The 24,727-nt window shown below is 63.1% G+C and carries 25 protein-coding genes; 18 read left to right on the forward strand and 7 right to left on the reverse strand.

Translation table 11 applies throughout. The features are described 5' to 3' along the window. Positions 1–37: 37 nt before the first annotated feature. From chvE to AC6I99_RS02545, 4 genes are all read left to right on the forward strand, one after another. Positions 38–1,162, forward strand: coding sequence for a multiple monosaccharide ABC transporter substrate-binding protein (gene chvE, locus AC6I99_RS02530; protein WP_224166225.1), 1,125 nt, complete (start codon positions 38–40; stop codon positions 1,160–1,162). Positions 1,163–1,306: 144 nt separating this feature from the next. Further along, positions 1,307–2,836 carry a multiple monosaccharide ABC transporter ATP-binding protein gene (gene mmsA / locus AC6I99_RS02535; RefSeq protein ID WP_223935636.1) on the forward strand — a complete coding sequence of 510 codons (1,530 nt, stop codon included), beginning with the start codon at positions 1,307–1,309 and terminating at the stop codon, positions 2,834–2,836. A 5-nt stretch (positions 2,837–2,841) separates the two neighbouring features. After that, positions 2,842–4,125, forward strand: coding sequence for a multiple monosaccharide ABC transporter permease (gene mmsB, locus AC6I99_RS02540; protein ID WP_497946802.1), 1,284 nt, complete (start codon positions 2,842–2,844; stop codon positions 4,123–4,125). Positions 4,126–4,281: 156 nt separating this feature from the next. Further along, complete coding sequence (locus AC6I99_RS02545) at positions 4,282–5,295, forward strand: LacI family DNA-binding transcriptional regulator (protein WP_497946801.1); 1,014 nt, start codon at positions 4,282–4,284, stop codon at positions 5,293–5,295. Here AC6I99_RS02545 and AC6I99_RS02550 read toward each other — a convergent pair whose 3' ends face one another. From AC6I99_RS02550 to AC6I99_RS02565, 4 genes are all read right to left on the reverse strand, one after another. Next, a complete protein-coding gene (locus AC6I99_RS02550; protein WP_497946800.1) occupies positions 5,296–6,063 on the reverse strand; it encodes a maleylpyruvate isomerase family mycothiol-dependent enzyme in 768 nt (255 codons plus the stop codon). Continuing rightward, positions 6,063–6,887: a fumarylacetoacetate hydrolase family protein gene (locus AC6I99_RS02555; protein ID WP_309929597.1), complete on the reverse strand. Its 825-nt coding sequence runs from the start codon at positions 6,885–6,887 to the stop codon at positions 6,063–6,065. The genes AC6I99_RS02550 and AC6I99_RS02555 overlap by 1 nt, the downstream gene beginning before the upstream one ends. After that, entirely contained in the window at positions 6,887–8,026 is a 1,140-nt protein-coding gene (locus tag AC6I99_RS02560; RefSeq protein ID WP_497960117.1) for a cupin domain-containing protein, read from the reverse strand. The genes AC6I99_RS02555 and AC6I99_RS02560 overlap by 1 nt, the downstream gene beginning before the upstream one ends. A 95-nt stretch (positions 8,027–8,121) precedes the next feature. Continuing rightward, positions 8,122–8,943 carry an IclR family transcriptional regulator gene (locus AC6I99_RS02565; protein WP_497946797.1) on the reverse strand — a complete coding sequence of 274 codons (822 nt, stop codon included), beginning with the start codon at positions 8,941–8,943 and terminating at the stop codon, positions 8,122–8,124. A 48-nt stretch (positions 8,944–8,991) separates the two neighbouring features. Here AC6I99_RS02565 and AC6I99_RS02570 point away from each other — a divergent pair, with 48 nt between their 5' ends. From AC6I99_RS02570 to AC6I99_RS02585, 4 genes are all read left to right on the forward strand, one after another. Continuing rightward, a complete protein-coding gene (locus AC6I99_RS02570) occupies positions 8,992–10,275 on the forward strand; it encodes an MFS transporter (protein WP_224094010.1) in 1,284 nt (427 codons plus the stop codon). Further along, entirely contained in the window at positions 10,268–11,524 is a 1,257-nt protein-coding gene (locus AC6I99_RS02575) for an FAD-dependent oxidoreductase (protein ID WP_497946796.1), read from the forward strand. The genes AC6I99_RS02570 and AC6I99_RS02575 overlap by 8 nt, the downstream gene beginning before the upstream one ends. A 36-nt stretch (positions 11,525–11,560) precedes the next feature. Next, entirely contained in the window at positions 11,561–12,145 is a 585-nt protein-coding gene (gene pyrE / locus AC6I99_RS02580; RefSeq protein ID WP_216922127.1) for an orotate phosphoribosyltransferase, read from the forward strand. A gap of 105 nt (positions 12,146–12,250) precedes the next feature. Further along, positions 12,251–13,387, forward strand: a complete 1,137-nt coding sequence (locus AC6I99_RS02585; protein WP_497946795.1) for a thioesterase domain-containing protein — start codon at positions 12,251–12,253, stop codon at positions 13,385–13,387. Positions 13,388–13,459: 72 nt separating this feature from the next. Here AC6I99_RS02585 and AC6I99_RS02590 read toward each other — a convergent pair whose 3' ends face one another. Beyond that, the gene (locus AC6I99_RS02590) at positions 13,460–14,212 is read right to left on the reverse strand and encodes a tyrosine-protein phosphatase (protein ID WP_497946794.1); all 753 of its coding nucleotides are present in this window, start codon (positions 14,210–14,212) and stop codon (positions 13,460–13,462) included. An 18-nt stretch (positions 14,213–14,230) separates the two neighbouring features. Beyond that, positions 14,231–15,061 (reverse strand): HAD-IIA family hydrolase, encoded by an 831-nt coding sequence (locus AC6I99_RS02595; protein WP_223935648.1) that lies wholly within the window; start codon positions 15,059–15,061, stop codon positions 14,231–14,233. A 301-nt stretch (positions 15,062–15,362) separates the two neighbouring features. Between AC6I99_RS02595 and AC6I99_RS02600 the strand changes: the two genes are divergently transcribed. From AC6I99_RS02600 to AC6I99_RS02620, 5 genes are all read left to right on the forward strand, one after another. Next, entirely contained in the window at positions 15,363–16,679 is a 1,317-nt protein-coding gene (locus tag AC6I99_RS02600) for a hypothetical protein (protein ID WP_497960119.1), read from the forward strand. Positions 16,680–16,756: 77 nt separating this feature from the next. Continuing rightward, positions 16,757–17,443, forward strand: a complete 687-nt coding sequence (locus tag AC6I99_RS02605) for a TrmH family RNA methyltransferase (RefSeq protein WP_224094022.1) — start codon at positions 16,757–16,759, stop codon at positions 17,441–17,443. 132 nt (positions 17,444–17,575) lie between these two features. Beyond that, on the forward strand, positions 17,576–18,508 hold the full coding sequence (locus tag AC6I99_RS02610; protein ID WP_497960121.1) for a putative endonuclease domain-containing protein: 933 nt from the start codon (positions 17,576–17,578) through the stop codon (positions 18,506–18,508). A 178-nt stretch (positions 18,509–18,686) separates the two neighbouring features. After that, positions 18,687–19,706, forward strand: coding sequence for a class II fructose-bisphosphate aldolase (gene fbaA, locus AC6I99_RS02615; RefSeq protein ID WP_224166240.1), 1,020 nt, complete (start codon positions 18,687–18,689; stop codon positions 19,704–19,706). Further along, positions 19,706–20,128 carry a DUF3151 domain-containing protein gene (locus tag AC6I99_RS02620; RefSeq protein ID WP_224094027.1) on the forward strand — a complete coding sequence of 141 codons (423 nt, stop codon included), beginning with the start codon at positions 19,706–19,708 and terminating at the stop codon, positions 20,126–20,128. Before fbaA ends, AC6I99_RS02620 begins: the two co-directional genes overlap by 1 nt. Before the next feature lie 368 nt (positions 20,129–20,496). On the opposite strand, the gene AC6I99_RS02625 is transcribed toward AC6I99_RS02620, so the two are convergent. Beyond that, complete coding sequence (locus AC6I99_RS02625) at positions 20,497–21,129, reverse strand: uracil-DNA glycosylase family protein (protein ID WP_224094028.1); 633 nt, start codon at positions 21,127–21,129, stop codon at positions 20,497–20,499. Positions 21,130–21,513: 384 nt separating this feature from the next. Between AC6I99_RS02625 and AC6I99_RS02630 the strand changes: the two genes are divergently transcribed. Genes AC6I99_RS02630 through AC6I99_RS02650 form a run of 5 tightly spaced genes read left to right on the forward strand, consistent with a single transcriptional unit; the run spans position 21,514 to position 24,533 of the window. Next, a complete protein-coding gene (locus AC6I99_RS02630; RefSeq protein WP_497960123.1) occupies positions 21,514–22,131 on the forward strand; it encodes a SipW-dependent-type signal peptide-containing protein in 618 nt (205 codons plus the stop codon). Positions 22,132–22,134: 3 nt separating this feature from the next. Then, complete coding sequence (locus AC6I99_RS02635) at positions 22,135–22,794, forward strand: SipW-dependent-type signal peptide-containing protein (RefSeq protein ID WP_497960125.1); 660 nt, start codon at positions 22,135–22,137, stop codon at positions 22,792–22,794. Further along, positions 22,791–23,330: a signal peptidase I gene (locus tag AC6I99_RS02640; protein ID WP_497960127.1), complete on the forward strand. Its 540-nt coding sequence runs from the start codon at positions 22,791–22,793 to the stop codon at positions 23,328–23,330. The genes AC6I99_RS02635 and AC6I99_RS02640 overlap by 4 nt, the downstream gene beginning before the upstream one ends. Then, positions 23,317–24,003 carry a hypothetical protein gene (locus AC6I99_RS02645; protein ID WP_497960128.1) on the forward strand — a complete coding sequence of 229 codons (687 nt, stop codon included), beginning with the start codon at positions 23,317–23,319 and terminating at the stop codon, positions 24,001–24,003. The genes AC6I99_RS02640 and AC6I99_RS02645 overlap by 14 nt, the downstream gene beginning before the upstream one ends. Beyond that, on the forward strand, positions 24,000–24,533 hold the full coding sequence (locus AC6I99_RS02650) for a hypothetical protein (protein WP_497960132.1): 534 nt from the start codon (positions 24,000–24,002) through the stop codon (positions 24,531–24,533). The genes AC6I99_RS02645 and AC6I99_RS02650 overlap by 4 nt, the downstream gene beginning before the upstream one ends. Positions 24,534–24,727: the final 194 nt, after the last annotated feature.

A 24,727-nucleotide genomic window follows, 5' to 3' on the forward strand; every position in this document is an offset into this window, starting at 1 on the left:
AGAGTTCGCGGCAAAGCTGCCGCGGAAGGAGAGCATCGTGAGATTAAAGAAACTCCTGGGCGCCGTAGCGGTTGTCCTTACCTTGACCGTGGGAGCCACGGGCTGCGGGAGCCGCGGAGGAGCTGCAGAATCCAGCAGCACCGCCAAGCCCAGCGATTCGCTGGTAGGCATTTCGATGCCGACCCAGACGTCCGAGCGTTGGATTGCCGATGGCGCCAACGTTGAGAAATCCTTGAAGGACCTTGGTTACAAGACTGACCTTCAGTTCGCCAACGATGACATCCCTACGCAGGTCTCCCAGATCGAGAACATGCTGACCAAGGGCGCCAAGGCACTGATCATCGCAGCAATTGACGGCACCACGCTGACCGACGTCCTGGCCAAGGCCAAGGAACAGAACGTTAAGGTCATCGCCTACGACCGCCTCATCAACGGAACACCGAACGTTGACTACTACACCACCTTCGACAACTACACCGTAGGTGTCCAGCAGGCTACGTCACTGCTCACCGGCCTTGGCCTGGTGGACGCAAGTGGCAAGAAGGTTGAAGGCAAGGGCCCGTTCAACGTGGAGCTCTTCGCCGGAAGCCCGGATGACAACAACGCCAACTTCTTCTGGACTGGCGCCATGGACACCCTCAAGCCGTACCTGGATGCAGGCACGTTGAAGGTTCCCAGCGGCCAGACCAAGTTCGAGCAGGCAGCCATCCTGCGCTGGCAGGCACCCGTTGCCCAGAAGCGCATGGAAGACATCCTGACCTCGGCTTACAGCTCCGGCACCAAGCTGGACGGTGTGCTCTCCCCGTATGACGGCCTGTCCATCGGCATCATCTCGGCCCTGACCAGCACGGGTGGCTACTCCACCGGAAAGCTGCCGGTAGTTACCGGCCAGGACGCCGAAAAGGGCTCCGTGAAGTCCATCATCGCCGGCGAGCAGTACTCCACGATCTTCAAGGACACCCGCCAGCTCGGAGCTCAGGCCGTGAAGATGGTTGACGCCGTGCTCAAGGGCAACGAGCCGGAAACGAACGACACCAAGACCTACAACAACAAGGTCAAGGTTGTTCCGGCCTTCCTCCTGAAGTCCGTCATCATCACCAAGGACAACTACAAGAAGGAACTCATCGACTCGGGCTACTACAAGGAATCCGACGTCAAGTAAGCACTTCCTTCGGGTTGTGGTCCCGCTGCCGAAGCGCTGCCAAGCGCTGCCAAGCGCTGCTAAAGCGGGGCGGGGCCACAACCCACCATGAGCCGGCCGAATCCCCGGCCAGGCCAAGTTCCAACCAGTCAGTGGGAATTGACGATGAACGTACCCATTCTTCAAATGCGAGGAATAACCAAGACCTTCCCCGGGGTCAAGGCCCTTCAGGATGTCACCCTGGATGTAAACCGCGGCGAAGTCCACGCCATCTGTGGAGAGAACGGCGCCGGGAAATCCACCCTGATGAAGGTGTTGTCCGGGGTCTACCCGCACAACTCCTTTGACGGCGACATCCTTTTTGAGAACGAACCCTGCGAATTCAACAGTATCTCGGACAGTGAGAAGCGCGGGATCGTGATCATCCACCAGGAGTTGGCTCTTAGCCCGTACCTTTCCATCGCTGAGAACATTTACCTCGGCAACGAGTTGGCAAACAACGGCTGGGTGGATTGGCGGAAAACCAACCTCGAGGCCGCCAAGCTGCTTGCCCGTGTAGGTCTGAGCGAAAACCCTGTCACACCCATCCAGCACATCAGTGTTGGCAAGCAGCAGCTCGTGGAGATTGCCAAGGCGCTCTCCAAGGAGGTGAAGCTGCTCATCCTGGATGAGCCAACCGCTGCACTGAACGATGAAGACTCGGACCACCTGCTGGACCTCATCCTGCACCTCAAGGGCCAGGGCGTCACCAGCATCATCATCAGCCACAAACTCAACGAGATCCGCAAGGTGGCTGACGCCGTCACCATTATCCGTGACGGCAAGTCCATTGAGACGCTGCGCCTGGACCAGGGCCAGATCACCCAGGAACGCATCATCCGCGGCATGGTGGGACGTGATCTTGAAAGCCTCTATCCGGACCGGACTCCGAATATCGGCGAGGAAGTCCTCCGCATTGAAGACTGGACGGTCCAGCATCCCCAGGACCACAGCCGCATCGTGGTGCACAACGCCAACCTGAATGTCCGCAAGGGCGAAGTGGTGGGCTTGGCAGGCCTTATGGGCGCGGGCCGCACCGAGTTGGCCATGAGCGTTTTCGGCCGGACGTACGGACGCGCCGTTTCGGGCAAGGTCTACAAGTACGGCGAAGAGATCAACACTTCCACGGTTTCCGACGCGATCGATCATGGCATTGCCTACGCCACCGAGGACCGCAAGCATTATGGCCTGAACCTGATCGAGGACATCAAGCGGAATATCTCCATGGCGGCGCTGAACAAGCTGGCTAAACGTGGCTGGGTTGATGGCAACAAAGAGACCACCGTCGCCAACCATTACCGCAAGAGCATGAACATCAAGGCGCCGTCCGTGGCAGCCATCACCGGCAAGCTCTCCGGCGGTAACCAGCAGAAAGTGGTGCTGAGCAAGTGGATGTTCTCGGATCCGGACGTGCTGATCCTGGACGAACCAACCCGGGGCATCGACGTCGGCGCCAAGTTCGAGATCTACACGATCATCAATGAACTCGCAGCCGCCGGGAAAGCCGTGATCGTGATCTCCTCGGAGCTGCCTGAGCTCCTGGGCATTTGCGACAGGATCTACACGCTGTCCGCAGGGCACATCACCGGCGAGGTCCCCATCGCCGAGGCCACCCAGGAAACCCTCATGCACTTCATGACTCAAGAGAAGGAATAGCCAACATGTCCGCCCTACGAGAATCCCTTGGCTTCCTCACAAGCCGCCTCCGCCAGGTTGGCATCTTCGTCGCCCTGATCCTGATCGTTATCCTCTTCCAGGTCCTGACGAACGGCATCCTGCTTGAACCGCAGAACGTCAGCAACCTGGTGGTCCAGAACAGCTACATCCTGATCCTCGCCATTGGCATGGTGATGGTCATCATCGCCGGCCACATCGACCTCTCCGTCGGATCCATCGCCGGGTTCATCGGTGCTGTGGCCGGCGTGATGATCGTGCACTGGGGCTGGGCGTGGTGGCTGGCCATTCCGGCTTGCCTCCTGGTAGGTGCCTTGGTGGGTGCCTGGCAGGGCTACTGGATTGCCTATGTGGGCATTCCAGCCTTCATCGTCACCCTGGCCGGCATGCTCATCTTCCGCGGCCTGACGCTCATCACCCTGAAGAACCAGCAGATCACCCCGTTCCCCAACGAGTTGCGGGCGCTCGGTGGAGGTTTCCTCCCCGATATCTCCGGAGGCACCTCCGTACTGGAATGGCTGACCGTCATCCTGGGCGTCGGCGGCACCGCAGCCATTCTCTTCCAAGCCATCAAGGAGCGCCGTGTCCGGCGCAAGTTCAACCTTGAGAACGAGCCGATGGCATGGTTTGCCGTCAAGAACGGCTTCATCGCTGTGCTGATGCTGATCATCACCTTCCTCCTGGCCAGCTACCGTGGAACGCCGATCGTGCTGATCGTGCTGGCAGTCCTGGTGATCCTGTACTCGGCATTGATGAACAACAGCATCTTCGGGCGCCACACCTACGCCATTGGTGGCAACCTGCATGCAGCAGAGCTCTCCGGCATCAAGACCAAGAAGGTAACCTTCCGGTTGTTCGTCAACATGGGCGTCCTCGCCGCGTTGGCTGGTTTGGTGTTCACAGCCCGACTGAACTCTGCCCAGCCTGCTGGCGGTACCGGCTTTGAACTGGACTCCATTGCTGCCGCCTTCATCGGTGGCGCGGCCGTCCAAGGCGGCATCGGTACCGTTGCGGGAGCAATGATCGGTGGCCTCATCATGGGCGTCCTGAACAACGGTATGTCCATCCTGGGTCTGGGAACCGACTACCAGCAGCTCATCAAGGGCCTGGTTCTCCTCCTTGCAGTCGGCTTCGACATCTTCAACAAGAACCGGACAGGTGCTGGTGGAGGATCATCAATCAGCCGCCGCTTCAAGTGGAAGACCACGCCTCCGGCAACCGAAGCTACCAAACCTGCCAAGACTGAACCTGTGCGGGTAGACGTCAAATAGCAAGAATCCCTGGATTGGCCTGCATCCTGCTCGAGCTGAGCTGTCCTGCTCAGAGTGAAGAGCCGGATGCGGGCCAATCCTGTCCAAGCCCGCCATACGAATCCATAAAGTGAGGTGCGGATGTCTCCCGGGGCAACACCGAGCAGGCCACCCGTCATGGGGGATGTAGCCAAGTTGGCCGGGGTCTCGCACCAGACTGTTTCCCGCGTCCTGAACAACCACCCCAATGTCAGCAGCAAAACCAAGGAACGCGTGGAATCGGCTATCGCGAGCCTTGGATACAGGCGCAACACGGCCGCACGCAGCTTGGTGACGCGGCGGTCCCGGACCATAGGCGTGCTTGCCTGCGAAACCGGCCAGTACGGACCTGCCAATACTTTGCTGGGAGTTGAACAGGCGGGCCGGGAAGCGGGCTACTTCGTCAGTATCGCCAACCTCCGCGAAGTAACAGGCGACAGCATCAACGACGCCATCGCCCATTTCCGCAACGAGTCAGTGGAGGGCGTGGTCATCCTCGTACCCCATCCGGATGTCCTGGCCGCCCTCCGTGACGTCATCGTCCCGTTTCCCATGGTGGCCGTGGGCGCCGGAACTGGGAACGAACTGATGGGTGCTTCACTGAACCAGCGTTTGGGAGCGCGGTTGGCGGTGGAACATCTCATCGGGCTCGGACACCGCCACATCGGACACATTTCCGGTCCGACGCACTGGATTGACGCGGCTGAGCGCATCAAGGGATGGCAGGAGGCACTCGGCAATGCGGGCTTGGAGGCGCACGTTCTTCTCCAAGGGGGATGGGATGCCGCCTCGGGATATGAAGCAGGCCTGGCGCTCATCGAACAGCGCAAGCTCGAGGATCAGCCAACTGTCACTGCTGTCTTTATTGCGAACGACCAAATGGCTGTGGGAGTCCTTCGCGCCCTCCAGGAAGCCGGGTTGCGGGTCCCTGAAGACATCAGTGTGGTGGGTTATGACGATCAACCTGAAGCTGCGTTCTTCCTGCCTCCGCTGACTACCATCAAGCAGGACTTTGAAGAACTCGGCCGCCGTTGCATGTCCGCGCTACTCCAGCAGTTGGAAAGTGAAGCAGGCAACGAGGACCAGATCGTGAATCCCCGCCTGGTGATCCGCTCGACTACGGCGCCGCCAACTCCACCCGCTGCGTTGTAGCTAGATCCATGCCGGCGCGGCCGGCATTTCCTGCGTTGGGGCGCCAGGTCCGGCGGCTGTGATGCCGCTGTTGCCGCGGCCTGCGGCCCATTCGACGACGGCGGGAAGGGGGCCGGTGATGATCGTCGGCTCTCCAGCGGTGGTGTCGCCGAACGTAAGGCTCGTGCCGTTCCCGGCAGTGTCGTTGACCTTGATGAGAAGTCCGGTGTCGGTGCCGCGGATTTCCCATGCACCGGTGATGTCGCCGAGTAGACGTTCGAGGACCGACGTAGGGATGTCGTTGAAGGTGGCGCCGTTGTCCAGGTCCACGGCGTGGACCCACACTTCGCGGGTGCGCATCCACACTGTTTCGGATGCTGGCACGGTGCGGCCTTGGGCGGTGCGGACTTCGTGGGCCCAGTTCGCGTCCGGGAGGTCGCGCCATTCGACGGTCAGGTGCACTGCGGAGTGGTCGAAGAGGTTCCGCAACGCGATCGGGGAAAGCGTGGCACCGAAGTTTATTTCCTGGTTGCGGGCCTCGGGCGAGGCATACATCGGTGTTTCCACACTGCTGGCGGCCCATTCCACGAGCCGGGCGATCGCACGAGCGTTGTAGCCCACATGTGCTACAACGTGGCGGCGGGACCAGCCGGCCAGCAGCGACGCGCCGTCGAGCTCTGAGTCGGCAAGTTCATTGAGCTTCCGGGCAAAGAAGGCGGTTCCCCGCCGCGCCTGCAGGAGTTCTTCCTGCAGGCGCGGATCGGTGGCGAGATCGTGGCGGGCGACCATCAGGCTTCCTTGACCACGCGGTTGCTTAGCTGGCCCAGGCCCTCGATGGTGGTGACCAGCAGCTGGCCTTCCTGCAGGTACCGCTTGGGGTCCTGGGCGTGCCCGACGCCGCCGGGGGTCCCGGTGGCGATCACGTCGCCCGGGTTCAGCGTGATGATCGTGGAGATGTAGGAAACCAGGAATTCGGGGGTGAACACGAGGTCGCCGGTGGGAGTGCTCTGTTGGATCTCGCCATCCACGGCGGAAGTCATGAGCGGGCCGGCGGTGAATTCGTCCTTGGTGACAAGGGCAGGGCCGAACGGGGTGGAGTTCTCCCACGTCTTGCCCTGGAGCCACTGGATGGTGCGGAACTGGTAATCGCGCATGCTGATGTCGTTCAGGACCGCGTACCCGGCAATGTGGTCGGCTGCGTCCGCCTCTGTGATGCGCCGGCCCTTCTTGCCGATGATCACCGCGAGCTCGGCTTCCCAGTCCACGGTGTCCGATTCCTGCGGCAACGCCAGGTCATCGTTGGGGCCGATCAAGGATTCCTGGTACTTCGCGAACAGGGTGGGGTACTCGGGGATTTCCCTGCCCATTTCCTTGATGTGGTTGCGGTAGTTGTGGCCCACGCAGATGATCTTCCCTGGTGCAGGCACGACGGCGGCGAGGTCGGCGCCGTCGAGCGCGTGCGTTGCGCCGTTGGCCGCCTTCGCAATGGTTTCCCATGCGGGGTCGGCCAGCAACGCGCCGACGTCGGCGAAGCCGGGAATCTCGGTGAGGGTGTCGCCGTCCTGGCGGACAGCCTTGGTTCCTTCAGCGGTGCGGAGGGTGAGGAGTCTCATTACTTGCGTCCTTCGGTGTAGCTGCGGTTGAAGTTCAGTCGTTCGAAGATGGGGGCGTCGCTGAAACGGAACAGGTCAAACGAAGTTTGTGAAACAGCGTCGGCGTGAAGCGACCATTCCTGCCAGGACGGGACCACGAACAGGTCACCCTTGGCCAGGTGTTTGGTTTCGCCATTCAGGACAACGGTGCCGGTGCCTTCGAAGACCTGCCACACACTGGAACCGACCTCCCGGAGCGGCTCGGTGGTGGCGCCGGCGCGGAGGCGGTGGAATTCGGCGCGGATGGTGGGCATGACGTCCCCGCCGGTGGTGGGGTTTGAGTACCGGATGGCGGCGTGGCCCTGGGAGACGGTGGCCGGGTGGCCCTCGTCCTCCAACAACAACTGCTCACGGAGGGCTGCGTCGGTGTGTTCCCAGCGGTATGCGGCGATGGGGGAGTTGGTGGTGTCCTCCAGGCCGGAGAGCGGACGGAGGCCAGGGTGGGCCCAGAGGCGTTCAGAGCGCGAGATGTCCGGCGTGGATTCGTCCGTGACGCGTTCGGTGCCGAACTCGAAGAACCCGGCGTCCGCGTAATGGACGAAGGGAATGTCCAGCCCGTCGATCCATGCCATCGGCTGGTCTGTGTCGTTGTGGTGGCCGTGGAAGTTCCAGCCCGGGGTCAGCAGGAAGTCGCCGCGGCGCATCGCCACAGGATCGCCATTTACGACCGTCCAGACGCCTTCACCTTCGACGACGAACCGGAAGGCGTTCTGCGAATGCCGGTGCTCCGGGGCGGTCTCGCCGCCGCCCAGGTACTGGATCGCGGCCCACAGTGTCGGCGTCGCGTACGGCGTGCCGGCCAGGCCCGGGTTGGCGAGGGCAATCGCGCGGCGTTCCCCGCCGCGGCCCACGGGCACCAGGTCCCCGGCACGCGCGGCGAGGGGGTTCAGATCGTTCCAACGCCACACATGCGGGACGGCCTTCGGGTTTGGGACCATCGGCATCAGGTCACCGATTTCCGTCCACAACGGGATCAGGTTCTCCGACTTGAAGTCCTTGTACAGCTGGTCCAGCTGCGCCTGTTCCTCGGGGGTCGGCTCCGGCAGGGCGTGGCTGGCGGCCACAGATTCATGAGTCGTGTTCTCGGCGCTGATGGACACGTAGGCCTCCTCGATAGGGTCGAACAGTTTTGGCGTAGTTCGACCCTACGGATTACCGCCAGTGATCCCGAGGATATTCTGTTCTGCAGAATTTGTTATCCGGGTTCTGCCGGGTTGGCTGCGATGTCGATCTCCAGCTGTCGGCAGGTTTCCCGCAGGGAGGCGACCAAACCGGCGTCGAACACTTTGCGGAACCGGGTGGCAGGCGTGGCGACGGTTAGTGCCCCAACCACCTGCCCGTGCCGGTTGTGGAGTGCCATGCCGAGGGCGCTGACTCCTTCCTCCGTGCCCTCGAAGTTGGCCGCGAAACCGTTGTTCCGGATGCTGTCCAGTTCGCGGATAAAGGCGGCATACTCTGCGTCCGGGATGGTGTCGCCGCCTATTTCGGCATTCTGGCTGCGGAAGAGTTGTTCGATCATCGCGGGTTCCAGTTCGGCGAGCATCGCTTTCCCGCCAGAGGTCTTGTCCGCCGGCATGACCGTCCCCTGACGGTCTCCGATACGCAGGACGTTGCTCCCCTCCACTGTTGCGAGGAAGCGGACCTTGGTGCCCACACGGACCATCAGGTTGACCGTCTCATCGAGCCGTGCGGACAGCAGTTCCATATGGGGCAGCGCCAAATCCCTCAGCAGCCTGGTCCAGCTGAGGCCGGCGGGGCCGACACCCATTGCCGGTCCCGGGACATAGCGCCGGTTCTCGTCCTGCACCGCGAAGCCCCGGTAAACGAGCATTGCAAGGAGCCGGTGGGCAGTTGAGGGAGCCACCCCGAGCTCTGCTGCTGCGTCCTTGAGGCGGAGCGCGCCGCCGTCGCGGAGAAGCTGGAGGAGTTGCAGGGCGTTGTCTACCGCCTCAATGGAATACGTGGGCCGCTTCTGCACGGGCTTCCGGCTGGACTGGGTGGCGGGCTTGTTCTGCACAACAGAATTCTATGGTGCTTCGGTTGCTGTTCACCTGACAGTGGTGGGATGAATCACACACTTCCCGCTGCAGCGTCGCAACGGCCTACTGCCGACCTTGGCCGCATGGCCCCGCGCTTCTCCAAAGGCCCGGCACTCGCCGTGCTGGTCTGCTGGCTGCTGGTGGTCTTCGACGGCTACGACCTCATCGTCTACGGCACCGTGCAGTCCTCCCTGATTTCCGAAACCGGCTGGGGCCTCACCAAGGCAACAGCAGGGACCATCGGTTCCATGGCGTTCCTCGGCATGATGATCGGCGCCATCTTCGCGGGCCGCATGGCCGATTCGTGGGGCAGGCGCAAGACCATCCTCGGCTGCGCGATCGCCTTCTCGGTGTTCACCGTCCTCTGCGCCTTGGCACCCAACGCGGCTGTCTTCGGATCGTTGCGACTCCTCGCCGGCATCGGTCTCGGCGGGCTGGTCCCGTCCGCCAACGCGTTGGTGGCTGAACTGGTCCCGGCAAAGTGGCGGTCCACCATTGCCACACTGATGATGTCCGGCGTCCCGATCGGTGGATCCATCGCTGCGTTGGTGGGCATTCCCATGATTCCTGCCTTCGGGTGGCAGTCCATGTTCCTCGTGGCTGTGGTGGCCTTGGTGATCGTGGTGCCGCTCGGGCTGAGGTACCTTCCGGAGACGCTCGTATCCACAGGATCCGGCGGCAAGGACTTCCAAGAGCCCGCCGGTTTCGGCTCCCTGCTCCGCGCACCCTATCTGGGTGTCAGCATGCTCTTCGCCTTGGCTACCATCGCCACGTTGTTCGCCTGGTACGGGTTGGGTACGTGGTTGCCCAACCTCATGCAGTTGGCTGGCTACAACCTGGGGTCGGCGCTGACCTTCGCCCTCGCGCTGAACCTCGGCGCAGTCGCCGGCTCGGTCATCACAGCTTGGGCGGGCACACGCTTTGGTCCGATTCCGACGGCGATAGCGGCAGCCGCAGTAGCCGCCGTCGGGCTTTCGGTCCTGTTGGCCGGGCCGCCGGTCACGGTGGTGTACCTCGCTTTGGTGCTTGCCGGCGTCGGAACCCATGGCACGCAGTGCCTCATTATCGCTGCGGTGGCGAGCCACTATCCGGACCACTTGCGGGGGACAGCACTTGGCTGGGCGCTCGGCACCGGGCGCATTGGCGCAGTCGTTGCGCCGCAGGTGGGTGGCCTCCTGCTTGCCGCCGGTCTCGGCGTCAACTCCAACTTCCTCGCGTTCGCCGGTGCCGCCGCCATTGCAGCGGTCCTGTTGGCCGCCGTCAGATTCACCATCAAAACCAAAATCTCCCAAGGAGCAAGCAATGTCTGAAAACACCACGTCCACCGATGTCCTGGTTGTGGGAGGGGGTATGGCCGGGCTGGCCGGAGCACTGGCCCTGCGTGAAAACGGTGCCAACGTCACGCTCGTGGAACGGGCGCCGGAGTTCGGTGAGGTAGGCGCGGGCTTGCAGATGGCCCCCAATGCCTCCCGCGTCCTGAAACGCTGGGGTTTGCTGGAGAAGGCGCTGGAGATCGGAGTCCAGCCCAAGCACCTGGTGTTCCGCGACGCAGTCACGGGCGAGGAACTAACGCGCCAGAGCCTGAAAGGCGAGTTTGAGGAGCGCTACGGCGCCCCATACGTGGTGATCCACCGAAGCGACCTTCACCGCGTGCTCCTCGAAGGATGTGAAGCGGCGGGCGTGAAGCTGGTCAACGATGTCATGGTGGACAGCGTTGAAACCGTAAACGGACGCGGTGTTGTCCACACCGCGGCTGGTGTGGACTATGAAGCAGACGTGGTGATCGGGGCCGATGGTCTCAAGTCGACGCTGCGGCCGCTCGTAGCAGCAGACCAGCCCGTTTCCTCCGCCTACGTTGCCTACCGCGGCACGGTGCCCATCACCGCGGAAACCCCCGCCACGGACCTGGAGGATGTGGTTGTCTACCTCGGTCCGGACTGCCACCTGGTGCAGTACCCCCTGCGCAAGGGCGAACTGCTCAATACCGTGGCCGTCTTCAAATCGCCGTCGTTTGAGCGCGGTGAAGAACAGTACGGGGGAGTGGACGAACTCCAGGCCGCCTACAAGGACTGCGTCCCCGCCGTGCAAGCAGCGCTCGCCAACCTCGGCACGGGCATCCGCTGGCCCATGTACGATCGCGAACCGATAGAAAACTGGGTTGCCGGACGCATGGTCCTGATGGGCGACGCAGCGCACCCCATGCTCCAGTACCTCGCCCAGGGCGCCTGCCAAGCCCTCGAAGATGCGGCGGTGCTGCAGGACGTCAGCAACGGTACGGTCTTCACCGCCGACGGCGTCAACCCGGATGCGTGGGACGAGGCCATTCGCTCCTTCAACTCGGTCCGGGCCGCCCGAACCGCCCGGGTCCAGCGCACGGCACGGATCTGGGGAGAATCCTGGCACGTGTCCGGAGTGGCCCGGGTACTGCGGAACCTGCTGTTCAAGAGCCGCAAGGACAACGACTTCCAGTACAACGACTGGCTGTACGCAGGCAACGTCGACGGTAGCCCCGCTTTGGTCCCGGCGCCTTCCAGCCAGACGGACCGGATTCCCGCCTGAAATGCCGGGCCCGGTGCCTTACGTAGAATAGAAGCCATGACTTCCACCAGTACCCCCGCTGCAGACACTGCAACTGCCCGTGCCCGACTTCTTGAACTCATCAAAGAATTGGCGGTGGTCCGCGGAAAGGTGATCCTCTCCAGCGGCAAGGAAGCTGACTACTACATCGACCTCCGCCGCATCACCCTGCACCACGAGGCCTCCAAGCTGGTGGGCCAGGTCATGTTGGCAATGATCGACGACGCCGGGATCCCGGTTGAGTGCGCTGGCGGACTCACCATGGGGGCCGACCCCGTGGGTACCGCTGTCATGCACGCCGCTGCCGACGCCGGCCGTGCCGTGGACGCTTTCGTTGTCCGCAAGGCCCAGAAGTCGTACGGCATGGGTCGCCAGGTGGAAGGTCCCTCGGTTGAGGGCCGCAACGTGGTTGTCCTCGAGGACACGTCCACCACCGGCGGCTCCGCACTTACCGCCGTCGAGGGCGTCCGTAAGGCCGGCGGCAATGTGGTTGCCGTCGCCGTCATCGTGGACCGTGACACCGGCGCCAAAGAGAAGATCGAAGCCGAAACCGGCGTGCCTTACCTCTTTGCCTTCGGCAAGGACGAACTGGGCCTCAACTAGGGAGTTTGTGTACGGGGGATGCCCCTAAAAGCGTATTTTAGGGGCAACAACCGTGCACGAACTACGGGGCTGTAAGGCAGTGCCCGCGAAGCCTATGCTAGCTGCGTGGACGTTCAAGTAGGGAAGCTCCAGGCTCCGCCGGAGGTGAACGAAAACCTCCCGGGCCGGGGCCCTGCCATGCCCGGATCCGGGCCAGAGGACGCTGCCGATCCCGCTGCCTGGGCCCGGATCCTGCCCCATGTTTCCCGGATAAAGCGAACATCGCGCCGTAACTTCCTCATCACTGCAGTGGTCTCGCTGGCGTTGGCGGGAGACATGCTGCTTACCCGTCGCGTGCAGGCCGAGCGGCGGGCCACAAAGATCCTCCGCGTCCCGGATTCCTACTCGGATCTCTACTTTCCCAAGGCCAGTTGGATCCTCTTTCCCGGATACAAAACCAGCTGGGAAGAGGCACAGTGGATCCTGAACTCACTGCGACCTGCCCTTCACCAGCGCGGCCGCCTTGCCGCCGTCGGGTATTCCAACCTTGGCCTGGACGTTGATGAGATCGTCCGGGAACTCATTCTCCACGTGCGCGAGCTGGGGCTGGAGAAGCTGTATTTCTATGGCCACAGCTTCGGTGGGATGCTCGCCACGCAAGTTGCCGCCCGTCTGCTGGAGCTGCATGGTGTCCAGACCCAGCTGATAGTCCTCGATTCCAGTCCCTTCAGCCGCGCTGATGTGCTGGACCAGAGCTGGTTCGACGGCGTGGTGTTCCTTTATGAGAATGGCTTCCGCATCCCTTCAGTCCTGCGCGGCGGCTATGAACTGGGGGAGCGGGTGGCGCACAAGGACGAACGCACCTGGCGGCAGATCCTGGACCAAAGCCTGGAGCAGCTTTCGCCGATCGCCCCGTCCAGCGTGCTGATCCAGACGGAGTCCGCGTATATCTACCACTTCGATGGCCTGCGTTTAGCCGGCAAAATCGGCCCGGCCAAAATGGCATTCCTCGGCAACGCCAAGGACAACACGGTCAATTATGAGTCCGCGCGGGCGGGGTGGAGCAAGGTCTTCGCGGCGAACATGAAGCTCCCGGTGCTCAGCACGGAGGGTGCCCGGCCAGCGCACGCCAGCCCTCAATGGAGCGCCGACGTTTACCGGCCCCTGCTGGAGCGTGTCCAGAATGAGCTGGAGCCGCTGCCACCTGCACCTGACGAGCCGTCGTACCAGGAGCCCAACGGACGGGTTATCCGGCCGGCCTAGGTTTTTGCTGGGGATTTTCCTGCTGGGCTGCGGCTCTCATTCAACCCGGCTCTCATTCAACCCCGCTCTCATTCAACCCCGAAGCGCTTCAACCTCGACGGCGGTGAGGCCCGCCTCGCGCAGGAAGCCGCGGGCGTCCCCGAACTCCCGTGCGAAGCCGACCAGGAAATGCCGGATTGCCGCCTCCGGGCTCTGGAGGATCATGAGGTCAGGGCTGAAATATTGTGCGGGTGTGGAGGGGACGTGGAGCCGCCACGTCTCGGCCATGACCTGCAGCAGGTTGGGAAGGTTGCGCGTGGTGGCCGTGTAATCCTTCACCACAGCCTCGTCCGATTCGCCCGCGGCCATGAGCGCGATCGCCGACACCACTCCGGTCCGGTCCTTGCCCAGCGAACAATGAACCAGCGTGCGCTTGCCTTCCGCGACAGGACGCAGGGCATCGGCAACCCACTCCGGCCGGACGCGGATCCAGCCCAGATACAGATTCCCCAGATCCTCGGGAGTCTCCACTGCCTGCAGAGACCCCGCCACTGCGTTCGGGTCCAGCGGATTATGGATGAGCTCGACTCTCAGGACAGTTTCCTTGCGGCGACCGTCGTCAGTCCACCCGCCACCGCCGTCGGGCTTGGTCGCGTTCGAACGAGAGGACCCGTTCGGAACCAACCACGGAACCAAGGAACGCTCAAGCTCGCTGCGCAGGTCCATGATTGCCTGGATGCCGTGCTCCGCCAGGAACCCCGATGTCGCGGCAGCATCCAGGCCAAACGGCTGGCTCCCCCTCAGTATCCGGCCACCGGCCAGAGGACGGAGGTTGAGCACAGCCATGACGGGACTCCTTTGGCTTTAGATCTGGCTCTTGAGGTCGGCCACGGAGCTCAGGATCTGGTTGGGCCGGAACGGGAAGGACACGATTTCTTCGCGTTGGGTGATGCCACTGAGCACCAGGACGGTGTGAAGCCCGGCTTCCATTCCTGCCACGATATCGGTGTCCATGCGGTCGCCGATCATGGCCGTGGTCTCCGAGTGGGCGTCGATCTGGTTCATGGCCGAACGGAACATCATGGGGTTCGGCTTGCCCACGATGTACGGTTCCCGGCCGGTTGCCTTGGTGATCATTGCAGCGATTGCGCCCGTTGCCGGCATGGGGCCGTCCTTGGAAGGGCCGGTGGCATCGGGATTGGTGGCGATGAAACGGGCGCCGGCCAGGATGTGGCGGACAGCCATGGTGATCGCTTCGAAGGAGTAGGTGCGGGTTTCGCCGAGCACCACGAAGTCAGGTTCCGTGTCCGTGAGGATGAACCCGGCTTCGTGCAGGGCGGTGGTGAGGCCGGCCTCGCCGATGGTGTAGGCGCGGTTGCCGGAATCAGAAGACTGGACCTGGTCCTTGAGGAACTGGGCCGTGGCCAGCGCCGACGTCCAGATGTTCTCCTCCGGAACTTCCAGCCCGGAGGCGCGGAGGCGGGCTGCGAGGTCGCGCGGGGTGAAGATGGAATTGTTGGTCAGGACAAGGAAGCGCTTGGACGTATCCACCCAGCGCTGGATGAGCTCGGCTGCACCGGGAATTGCCTGGTTTTCATGAACCAGCACGCCGTCCATGTCCGTGAGCCAGCATTCGATTTCGTGGCCGTTCCGGTACACCGATGCGGACGTGTGGGGCGTGGATTCTTCTGCCATATTTGCCTCCGGCTGGGGTTGGTCATGCACTGCCTCCCAGTCTTTCATTATTCGAGCAGCTAAACATCCCAGGCATTCCTCTATGTGGGTAGTTCTACCCATGTGGAAAACCGCCGTGACTCGCCTGCTACTCGACGGACTGAACTACGCTTGTTCCGGTACAGGCGTGCCACCACCGTGGGTCGGGGGATCGACATGGTGGATTTTTTGTGTCGCCGCACGTCAGCAGGTCCCCAGCACTGGATCGACAACCGGATATCCCCGGATACGCCGGTACTCAACACGTTTGAAAGGGCCTGTCATGAGCAACAACAATGGAGTGCCGCAGCCTCCGTACAATCCCGACGGCGTGCCGCAGCCGCGCTACGAAACCGGCCAGGAGCAGTATCGGCAGTATCAGCCGGGCCAGACCCAGCCGATGTATCGGCCGGAAGCACAGGAGCCGCCTTCGGCTCAGTCCGTGGCGCCCGGGCAGGACGGTCAGACCCAGGCTCTCCCCACACAACCTGCAGTGACCCAGGTTTTCCCCGCGCAGCAATTCCCAACCGAGCAGGGCCACCCTGACGGCGAGTTCGCCGAAACGGTGCACCGCTACCCACAGGCGCAGCAGGGTCAGCCCGGTTTCCCGCCGCCGGGCAGCGGATACCCTGGCCAGCCCGGATACCCGGACCAGCAAGCCAGCGGCCAGCCTGGCTACCCCGGTCAGCCCGGCTACCCTGGCCAGCCCGGCTACCCTGGTCAGCCCGGGGGACCCAGCCAGGGCCCGGGCGACCACAACAAGAAGGCTCTGTTCCTGATCCTCGGCGGGATCGCCGTCGTCGTGATTATTGCGCTGGTGGTCGTGTTCGCATGGTTGATTCCTTCGGTGACCAAACCTGTGGCCGTGGAGACGCCCGTGCCTTCCACCAGCGCCTCGGACGAAGCGTCCGACGCAGCGGCCGAGCCGTCCAACGAGCCTTCAGCCGACGCAACCGCCTCCTCGGAGATTCCGGAGGGTGCCATCCCGCTGCCCAGCGTGTGGGAAGAATTCGCCGGCCCAACCAATGTCCCCGCCGACGGCGACCCGCTGTTCAGCAAGTGGGTCACGGGCGAATCGTCCTTCCAGTACCTGGCCGAGTGGACCCACGACGAATCCTTCGGGATCACCAAGGACCCCACCACGGGTGAGGAGATCCAGAAGAAGGCCCAAGGCACGGTGGAGGCGGACGGCGACGGCATTGCCCTCGCTTACGCGTTCTTCGCCGAGTCCGACGAAGGCAAGTTCGGCAAGGATCCGAAAGAGATCAAGGCTGCGATCGAAGATATTGAGGCCCGCTACAAGGGCATGACGGCCACAGAGCTGCCCCAGAACCTGGTGGGCCACAAGTGCACCTCGGACTTCAAGACCTCGATGCCCGAGATCCGCGAATTCCGTCGTGGCGCCGCCGTGGTCATCGGCTTCACCTGCACCAATGCGCGTGGGGAAGAAATCCAGGCAGTCAACCTGTTCTCGGTGACACCATGGGGAACTCCGCAGATGCTGGGCGTTAGCGGGCACAAAACCTACTGGGATGCCCACCCTGGCCTGATGGAGCAGCTGGCCAACTCGTACCGCATCAACAAGTGGAAGTTGGTCTAGGCGCCGGGCAAAGAGGCGAAGAGGCAAAGAGGCGCCTTGGCAAAGAGGCGCCGACCGGGCAGGGCTAAAGTTGAGGGGTGACTGACCTTCCTCCCAACACAGCCCTGCCCACTTCCGAGGTTCCTACAGCGGATGGCGAGGCTGAAGCGAAACCGGAGGTCGGCGTCGGGCCCTGGGAAGGCGAGTGGCCGGTAGGCGAGCACTGGGATCCGGACCTGTTGAGGGATGGTGACCGCCGCAACGTGGTGGATCAATACAGGTACTGGAAGCACGAGGCGATCGTCGCGGACCTGGATTCCAAGCGGCACGAATTCCACATCGCGATCGAGAACTGGCAGCACGACCTCAACATCGGAACGGTTGTGCGGACAGCCAACGCGTTCCTCGCCAAAGAAGTCCACATCATTGGTCGACGCCGGTGGAACCGTCGCGGGGCCATGGTCACAGACCGCTACCAGCACGTCCGCCACCACCCCACTGTCGAGGACTTTGTCCAGTGGGCGCAGGGGGAGGGGCTTGCCGTGATCGGCATCGATATCTTCCCGGATTCCGTGCCGCTGGAGACCTACGACCTCCCGGAGAAGTGCGTCCTTGTGTTTGGCCAGGAAGGCCCGGGCCTCACACCCGAGGTCCATGAGGCCGCTGTTGCTACGTTGTCCATTGAGCAGTTCGGCTCCACGCGTTCCATGAATGCCGCCTCGGCTGCGGCGATCGCGATGCACGCGTGGGTCCGCCGGCACGTGTTCCAGCAGCCGGTCTCGTAGCCTCCCGCCGAGATGGCATTTGATGACAATCCAAGCGCCGCGGATTGTCATCAAATGCCATCTCGCGGAGTGCGTGGGTGGCCAGCCTGTGGATAACCTCCCGGAGGCCGCTCAGGGGAGCCAAAATGGGGCATGCGCAGGGCGACACTTCCGAAACATCTGACCACGGGTTCCTTCTCTGTGCGTGCATCGGACAAAGCCGGCGTTACGCGGTCCCGGACACGTGCCAAGGACTTATTGGTGGTTTCCCGGGGAGTCCGTATGCCGGCCGTGTCCGCCGCTTCCGGGTCATCCGCCTTGAGGGCTTACACGGACCTGGACGATTCCTCAATCCTGGTTTCCTTGTCCGCCGCCCGGATTTGGGGTGTCCCCCTGCCAGGCAACCGCAGCGGGGATTGGCGCATTCATCTGGCCCGGCGGAGGGGGTTCAGTTTTCCGCGGCGGGTCAACGTGGCCGGACACCTCCTCACGCTTCTTCCGGAAGAAGTGGTCGAGTACGACGGCGTCAGGCTCACCTCGCCGGCGCGGACGTGGTTGGACTTGGCCGCGCTGCTGCCCTTGGAGGACCTGGTTGTGGCCGGTGACCACCTTGTGTGTTCGCATGGCCCCGATTTCCCAGTGCCCAAGGAAGCGTTGTGCAGCATCGAGGATCTGACGGAGATCGTCCGCCGCCATCCAGGCATGCGTGGCGTACGGACGGCCCGCGCAGCACTGGAACTCATCCGGGTGGGGGCGGATTCTGCCCCGGAGACGCTGATGCGCCTGCTCTTGGTCAATGCGAACCTGCCGGAACCCACACTCAACCACGTTGTCCGCGATGCCCTTGGCCGGCCAGTGCTGTGGCCGGATGCCGCCTACCGCGAGTTCAAGGTCTCCCTTCAATACGACGGCCAACATCATGGCGGCGCGGACCAGCACCTTAGGGACATCGAGCGCCAGGAAAGGTCCCTCGCGCATGGCTGGCTGGAGGTCCGGATCTCCACGCACGACCTCCAAGGCGACAGACCCGCCGTCGTGCATAAGGTACGCCGTGCATTGGAGAGCCGTGGCTGGCGCGCGAGATGACACTTAATGCCAATGTCAGCGCGCAGGATTGTCATTAAATGCCAACTCGGCGGAAGTGTTAAGAGCCCCAGTGACCCGAAACACGGCGTCCCGGCGGATATCGCTAGGATGGGAGCTAGCCGTAAGCGGTCTACTCCAGGGTTACCAACCCACAGACGAATTCAGCATAGGAGTCACCATGCCCATTGCAACCCCAGAGATTTACTCCGAGATGATCGACCGCGCAAAGGCTGGCGGATTCGCTTTCCCCGCGGTCAACGTGACGTCGTCGCAGACTCTGAACGCTGCGATCCGCGGTTTCGCCGAGGCCGAATCCGACGGCATCATCCAGGTTTCCACCGGTGGCGCAGCCTACTGGTCCGGCGCTTCGGTCAAGGACATGGTTGCCGGTTCCCTCGGTTTCGCCGCGTTCGCCCGCGAAGTTGCCAAGAACTACAACGTCAACATCGCCCTGCACACGGACCACTGTCCGCAGGACAAGCTCGCAGACTTCGTTCTTCCGCTGCTCTCGGCTTCCGAGGAAGCCGTCAAGGCCGGCAAGGACCCCATCTTCAACTCGCACATGTGGGACGGCTCGCACGAGACCCTCTCCGAGAACCTGCGCATCGGCCGCGAACTGCTTGAGCGCGCAGCTGCCGCGAAGATCATCCTCGAGGTCGAAATCGGCACCGTCGGTGGCGAAGAAGACGGCGTTGAGAACGAAATCAACGAGAAGCTCTACACCACCACCGAAGACGCTCTCGCTACCATCGAGGCCCTGGGTGCCGGCGAAAACGGCCGTTACCTGACCGCCCTGACCTTCGGCAACGTGCACGGCGTATACAAGCCGGGCAACGTCAAGCTCCGCCCCGAGCTGCTCAAGCAGATCCAGTCCGAGGTTGGCGCCAAGATCGGCAAGGACAACCCGTTCGACCTCGTGTTCCATGGCGGCTCGGGCTCCACCGAGCAGGAAATTGCCGACGCCGTTTCCTACGGTGTGATCAAGATGAACATCGACACCGACACCCAGTACGCGTTCACCCGCCCGGTTGCCGGCCACATGTTCTCCAACTACGACGGCGTCCTGAAGGTCGACGGCGAAATGGGCAACAAGAAGACCTACGACCCCCGCGTCTGGGGCGCTTCCGCCGAAGCCGGCATGGCCGCGCGCATCGTTGAAGCAGCCCAGCAGCTCGGATCGGTCGGCAAGACTTTCTAATGTCCGACGAATTCCGGAAGAACCTGATGGGGCCGGAGCCCACGCTCCTGCCCGCCGAAACCGAGATTTACCAGCACCTGGCTCTCGGCAAGGAAGCGCTGGACCTCGTGGAGAAAAACCCCACGTCGTCCCTTCTGTGGGCAATCCTGGCCGAGGAAGCCTGGGCTGAGGGCCGCACCATCGACTCCTACGCTTACGCCCGCGTGGGCTATCACCGGGGGCTGGACTCGCTGCGCCGCAACGGTTGGCGCGGCGTCGGACCGATCCCGTGGGAGCACGAGCCCAACCAGGGCTTCCTGCGGGCGCTCTACGCACTGGGTCGTGCCGCAGCTGCAATTGGCGAGGCCGAAGAGCCGGAGCGGATCGAGAAGTTCCTGAACGACTCAGACCCGAAGGCCAAGGCAGCGATCGAGGCCAGTTAACGCCTGCGCTACTAAAGCAAACGACGACGGCGGCCCTCACCAAAAAGGTGAGGGTCGCCGTCGTCGTTACCCACCCAAGTAAGTCGCATTTGTGCGCGTTTTAAGCCTTCTAAACGCGCACAAATGCGACTCAGTTGGGTGCGAAGCGCGGGCGGCCCAGGGGAACCACCAGCGGCGTGTGCGTGACGGGGACCTGCGCAGCATGCTGGTCGGCTAACGCCTTCACCTTCCCAGCACAAGCACCCCAACGACGACGGCGGCCCTCACCAAAAGGTGGGGGCCGCCGTCGTTAGTGCGTAGTGGGGCCTGCTTTGCGTGCCTGGGCGTGTCCCAAGGGCGCAGAGCGGGCCCCGCAACGAAGGGGGAGGCTAAGCCTTGCGCGGGATGCCCGTGCGCGCCATGGCCTCGGCGTAGGCGCCATGGATGGCGTCAAGGTATTCCTGCTGGCGGGCGGGTGTGCCTGCGAAGGAGCGGCCACCAAGGGAACGGACCTTGAAGGTCTTGAAGCCGCGGCGGGCGATGCTGGCAGGGGCGGCCTTCATCAGTTGGTCGGCAAGGCGGTGTGCCTCATTGCCGTGTGCCACAAGGGCTGAAGTACGCGGCAGGATCGCGAGCAAGCGAAGGAGTGGCTTGAGGCCTTCGGTGATGTTGGCCGGCGTCAGCTTGCCCGGTTCCTCGTTGGGCTCGATCCAGGGGTACGCGTTCCACGGCATCATGAGTTCGGGGCGGAGACCCAGCTGCCACTGCATGCCGAGCATCCGGGTGGTTGCTTCTTCGTCACCGGGGGTGATGAAACCCTCGCCGGTGTTGGTGCGCTGGTTGGAGAAAAGGCTGACGATGCGGCAGTCATCCATGCTGTGGGCGGGGTCGATGTAGAGGACCTCGCTGCCTGGCTTCTGTTCCTTCAGGGAATCGCACAGACCGTTGACCTCGGCGATGTGGGGTTCGTAGCGGCGGTTCCAGAGGAGTTCTTCGGGTGATTCAGTCGCCAGGTCTTGCATCAGGGGTTTGGTCTCCTAGGTGTTACTGCGCGCACCTTTCCAAGGGGCCGCGGGCATGCCGCTGCCGAACCTCAAAGGGTGCTGTTGGGGGCTAACTAACCTTACCGGACTATGGGCGCGGGAGCACCCTGTTTCGGCGCGCCCCCAAATGAGACGCGGCGTGTTGCCCGGCAGCGTGGCGAACGTCTCGACGGCGGGAGGCGGATTCCGGGGCGTTGTCGAGCTTGAACATTAACCCATCTGTGCAGGTCAGGGTCGTTGACTTTGACCTGCACAGATGATGGGTTGGGGCTAATGGTTTTGGGGGACCCATTCTGGAACCTCCGACGCCAGGTACGAGTCTTCGATCGAGCATCATTCGCATCATCTACCTCGGGGGTAAACGTGGTTGCAACAACAGAAGCGTCACCAGAATCAGGGCAGCGTCCCGGCAAGGCTCCAAAGGTCCGCGCGATCCTGGCGGGTGGTTTGGTCCTCGGAATTGGTGCGGCGATCACATTGGCCGCGTGGAACGACTCCGAATTTGCCAAAGGCACGTTTACGGCGGGCACCTTCAATCTTCAGGGCAGCACGGATGGAACGGCGTTTGGCGAGAATCCTGTGACGGGCCCGGCAACTCTTGGCTTTACGGCCAGCCCCACCAATCTCTCGCCCGGAGATGTGGTCACCGCACCATTCGCCGTCCGCTTGGATGCTGCGTCCAGCTACGACGCCACTGTCACTGTCTCAACCAAAGCATCCACCGGTTCCCTGGCTGGCCTGACATATTCCCTCACCCAATCAGATGACTTCGGCTGTACTGAACCCGTCACGGCAACTTTGGTGACGGCCGGCCAAACGTTGGGTACGACGCCGGGCAGCATCACTTTCGCGCTCGCGCAGGGAGCCGGCACGGACCCTGGGGCGCCGGTAAATCTATGCTTCAGGATTACCGCCGATGCGGGCCTTGTCCAATCCCAAACCGGGACAACCACCTGGGAATTCGCCGCCCAATCGCAGTGATCCATGGGCTATCGACGAGCAAAGACCAAGCGAGGTGTGGTCCTTCTTCGCATCCGTGCACTGCTTGCGGGAGGCCTGGCATTGGGACTTGGCAGCTCCGTGACCCTGGCTTCGTGGACGGACAGTGACTTCGCAAGCAGTTCATTCGGCGCAAGCGTCTTCCAGACTGAATCCAATGTCACCAGCCCTTATGACGCCTTGGGGACATGGAGCACCAACGACGTTTCACCCGGTGCCACTTTGGTGTTCAATGCCACCGCGATGAGCCCCGGCACGGTGTTCTATGCGCCGTTCGCTATCAGGACCAAAGCAAAGTCCGTGGCGGGGGAGGTGGTGCTCGGGATTCCCGTGGTGACCAGCAGCGGGACTGGAACTGCGGATCTGGGTGCGGCGCTGCGGTATCGGGTCGTGCGGTCAACCACGTGCCAGGCGTCGTCGTTCACTGGGAGCCCCGATTTCGTGGTGGGCAGCGACGGCGTCAAACCCTTGACCATGGGCCAGGCAGTCGGCGTCGTTAATCCGCTGGCGGCGGCCACTGCGACCCTGCCCGGGGAAGCCACGCAGTTCTGCTTTGAAGTGTCGCTTCCGGCGGGCGCGAACAATGCGCTGCAGGGGCAGACAGCAACCGCGACCTGGCAGTTTACTGCCACCTCAAGCTCATGAGCCGGCCTGGCCGGTTTGAGTGCCGCTTGCGGGAGACGCTGCTGAACCTGGCTGCCGCGGGCGGCGCTGTCTGCCTTATCGCAGTGGTTCTCGCGGTGGCGTTCAACATCACCCTGATCCTGTTTAAAACCGGCTCCATGTCTCCCACTATCCCTGCAGGTTCGCTGGCCGTGGTTCGCGAGATTCCGGCTGCCGAGATCAAAACAGGTGACGTTGTTACGGTTGACCGGCCCGGAAAGCTGCCCATCACGCACAGGATCCAGAGCGTTGGGCCTGCGGAGGGAGCTGCCCGCACTATCACCATGAAAGGCGACGCCAACGCCGAGGCTGATCCGGCGCCCTACGTCGTGGAGCGGGTCCGGATTGTGCTCTGGTCCGTCCCCGGTCTGGCGTATCCCCTGGCTGCAGCGGCCAACCCGGTGGTGTTGGGCGCAACCACGGTCTGCGTCGCGGCGCTGGTGAGTTGGGTGCTGTGGCCTCGAAGCGGATCCCGGCGCGGCCAGCGCCGCAAAAGAGGGCAACATGCTGCTGCCTAGGTTGGGGGCCCTTACCGGGCTGCTTGCTCTCTTGTTGTGTGCTGCCGTACCAGCCAACGCGCAGGAAGGACCTTCCGGTTGGTTGGAGCTCGACGCCGGTCCGACCGGGGAGGTGCACCGTCTCACCCCTGGTGGGACAGCGGATTGGGCGGTGGACGTGCATGCGCGGGGTGAGGGCGCCGGTTTGCTGGAAGTGTGGATCCAGCCGACCGAAACTGCAGGCCCGGATGGTGAATCCAGGGGGCTCCGGGACTACCTCAGCGTGCAGTTGCGCTCCTGTGAACAGCCATGGAACGGCGCCATGTGCGCGAGCGGTGAACGGAGCTTGCTTGAGCCCACGGGGCTGCATCTCGCCGAGGGCTTGAGGATCGACCTCATGAAAGATGGCAGCACCTGGTCCAACGGGTCGCACATCCTTGTGAGCGCGGCGCTCGCGGAGGACGTTCCCGCAGAGTTCCAAGGTGGCCGCACACAGATTGTGCTGGGCGTTCTTGGTTCGGGCGACGCGGCTGGAGGTTCCGTCCCCGGTGCGGTCACCGCACGTCCGGGCGGGCCGCCGTCGTCCATTGGCTTGGCCGATACCGGCGCCAGGCTGGGTGGCGCAGCGATGCTGGGCGTGCTTGCGGTAGCCACAGGCTTCGCTCTTGCCCGCTTGCGGGGTGCTCAGGCATGAAGAAGCGGCCCGGTCGGCTCGGTTCCGTGGCAGTAGCCTTGTCCCTGCTGATCTTCCCGTCCCTGCTCATCTCCGCCTCAAGCCCGCCGCCCATGACCGATGCGTCCTGGCAGCGGAGCGAATTCGGCAGGGGCAGCTTTGGGACCATCACGATTCCCCCGGCTACGTTGAATGGGCCTTGCGAATATCACCCGACGCTCCTCGGCGCCGGCGCTTACGTCAGGGTCTTTTGGAAACCCCCGGCCACATACCCAAACCTGACGGACGCCGTCATTGACGTTCACCTGGTCACGGCAGGATCCACCGTGACCACACTCCAGGGATATCCGGGAACTGCGAATACCACTGGCTCTTCAGCCGGCTACACCACGGACATTCCGGCCACACTCCTCGGCGGCATTCTTGGATTCAACACGCAGTTTCAAGTGGATATCTACATCTCAGCGGCCGGGTGGAAGTCCACGCCCGTGTCGGTCAGGGCCAATGCAGGCCTGGTCGCCGGCATCGGAGGATCCTGCACCAATCTCTGAATGGTCATCCCGGGTACTCCAAAACTTGGGCAAAACGTCCTCGGAAGGCTTCTTGACGCCAGAGTTTGAAGCCCCATCGGCTAAACTTGGCTGGTAAGAGCCCCGAAACTCTTGCGTACGCCGCCGCCCGCGGCAGGCTGCACCGGTAGGTCGGGGCATTCTCATGTACGGCGTCGAGTCCTGGCCATCCGGCT

This window comes from Arthrobacter sp. TmtSoilC77 (assembly GCF_059739415.1).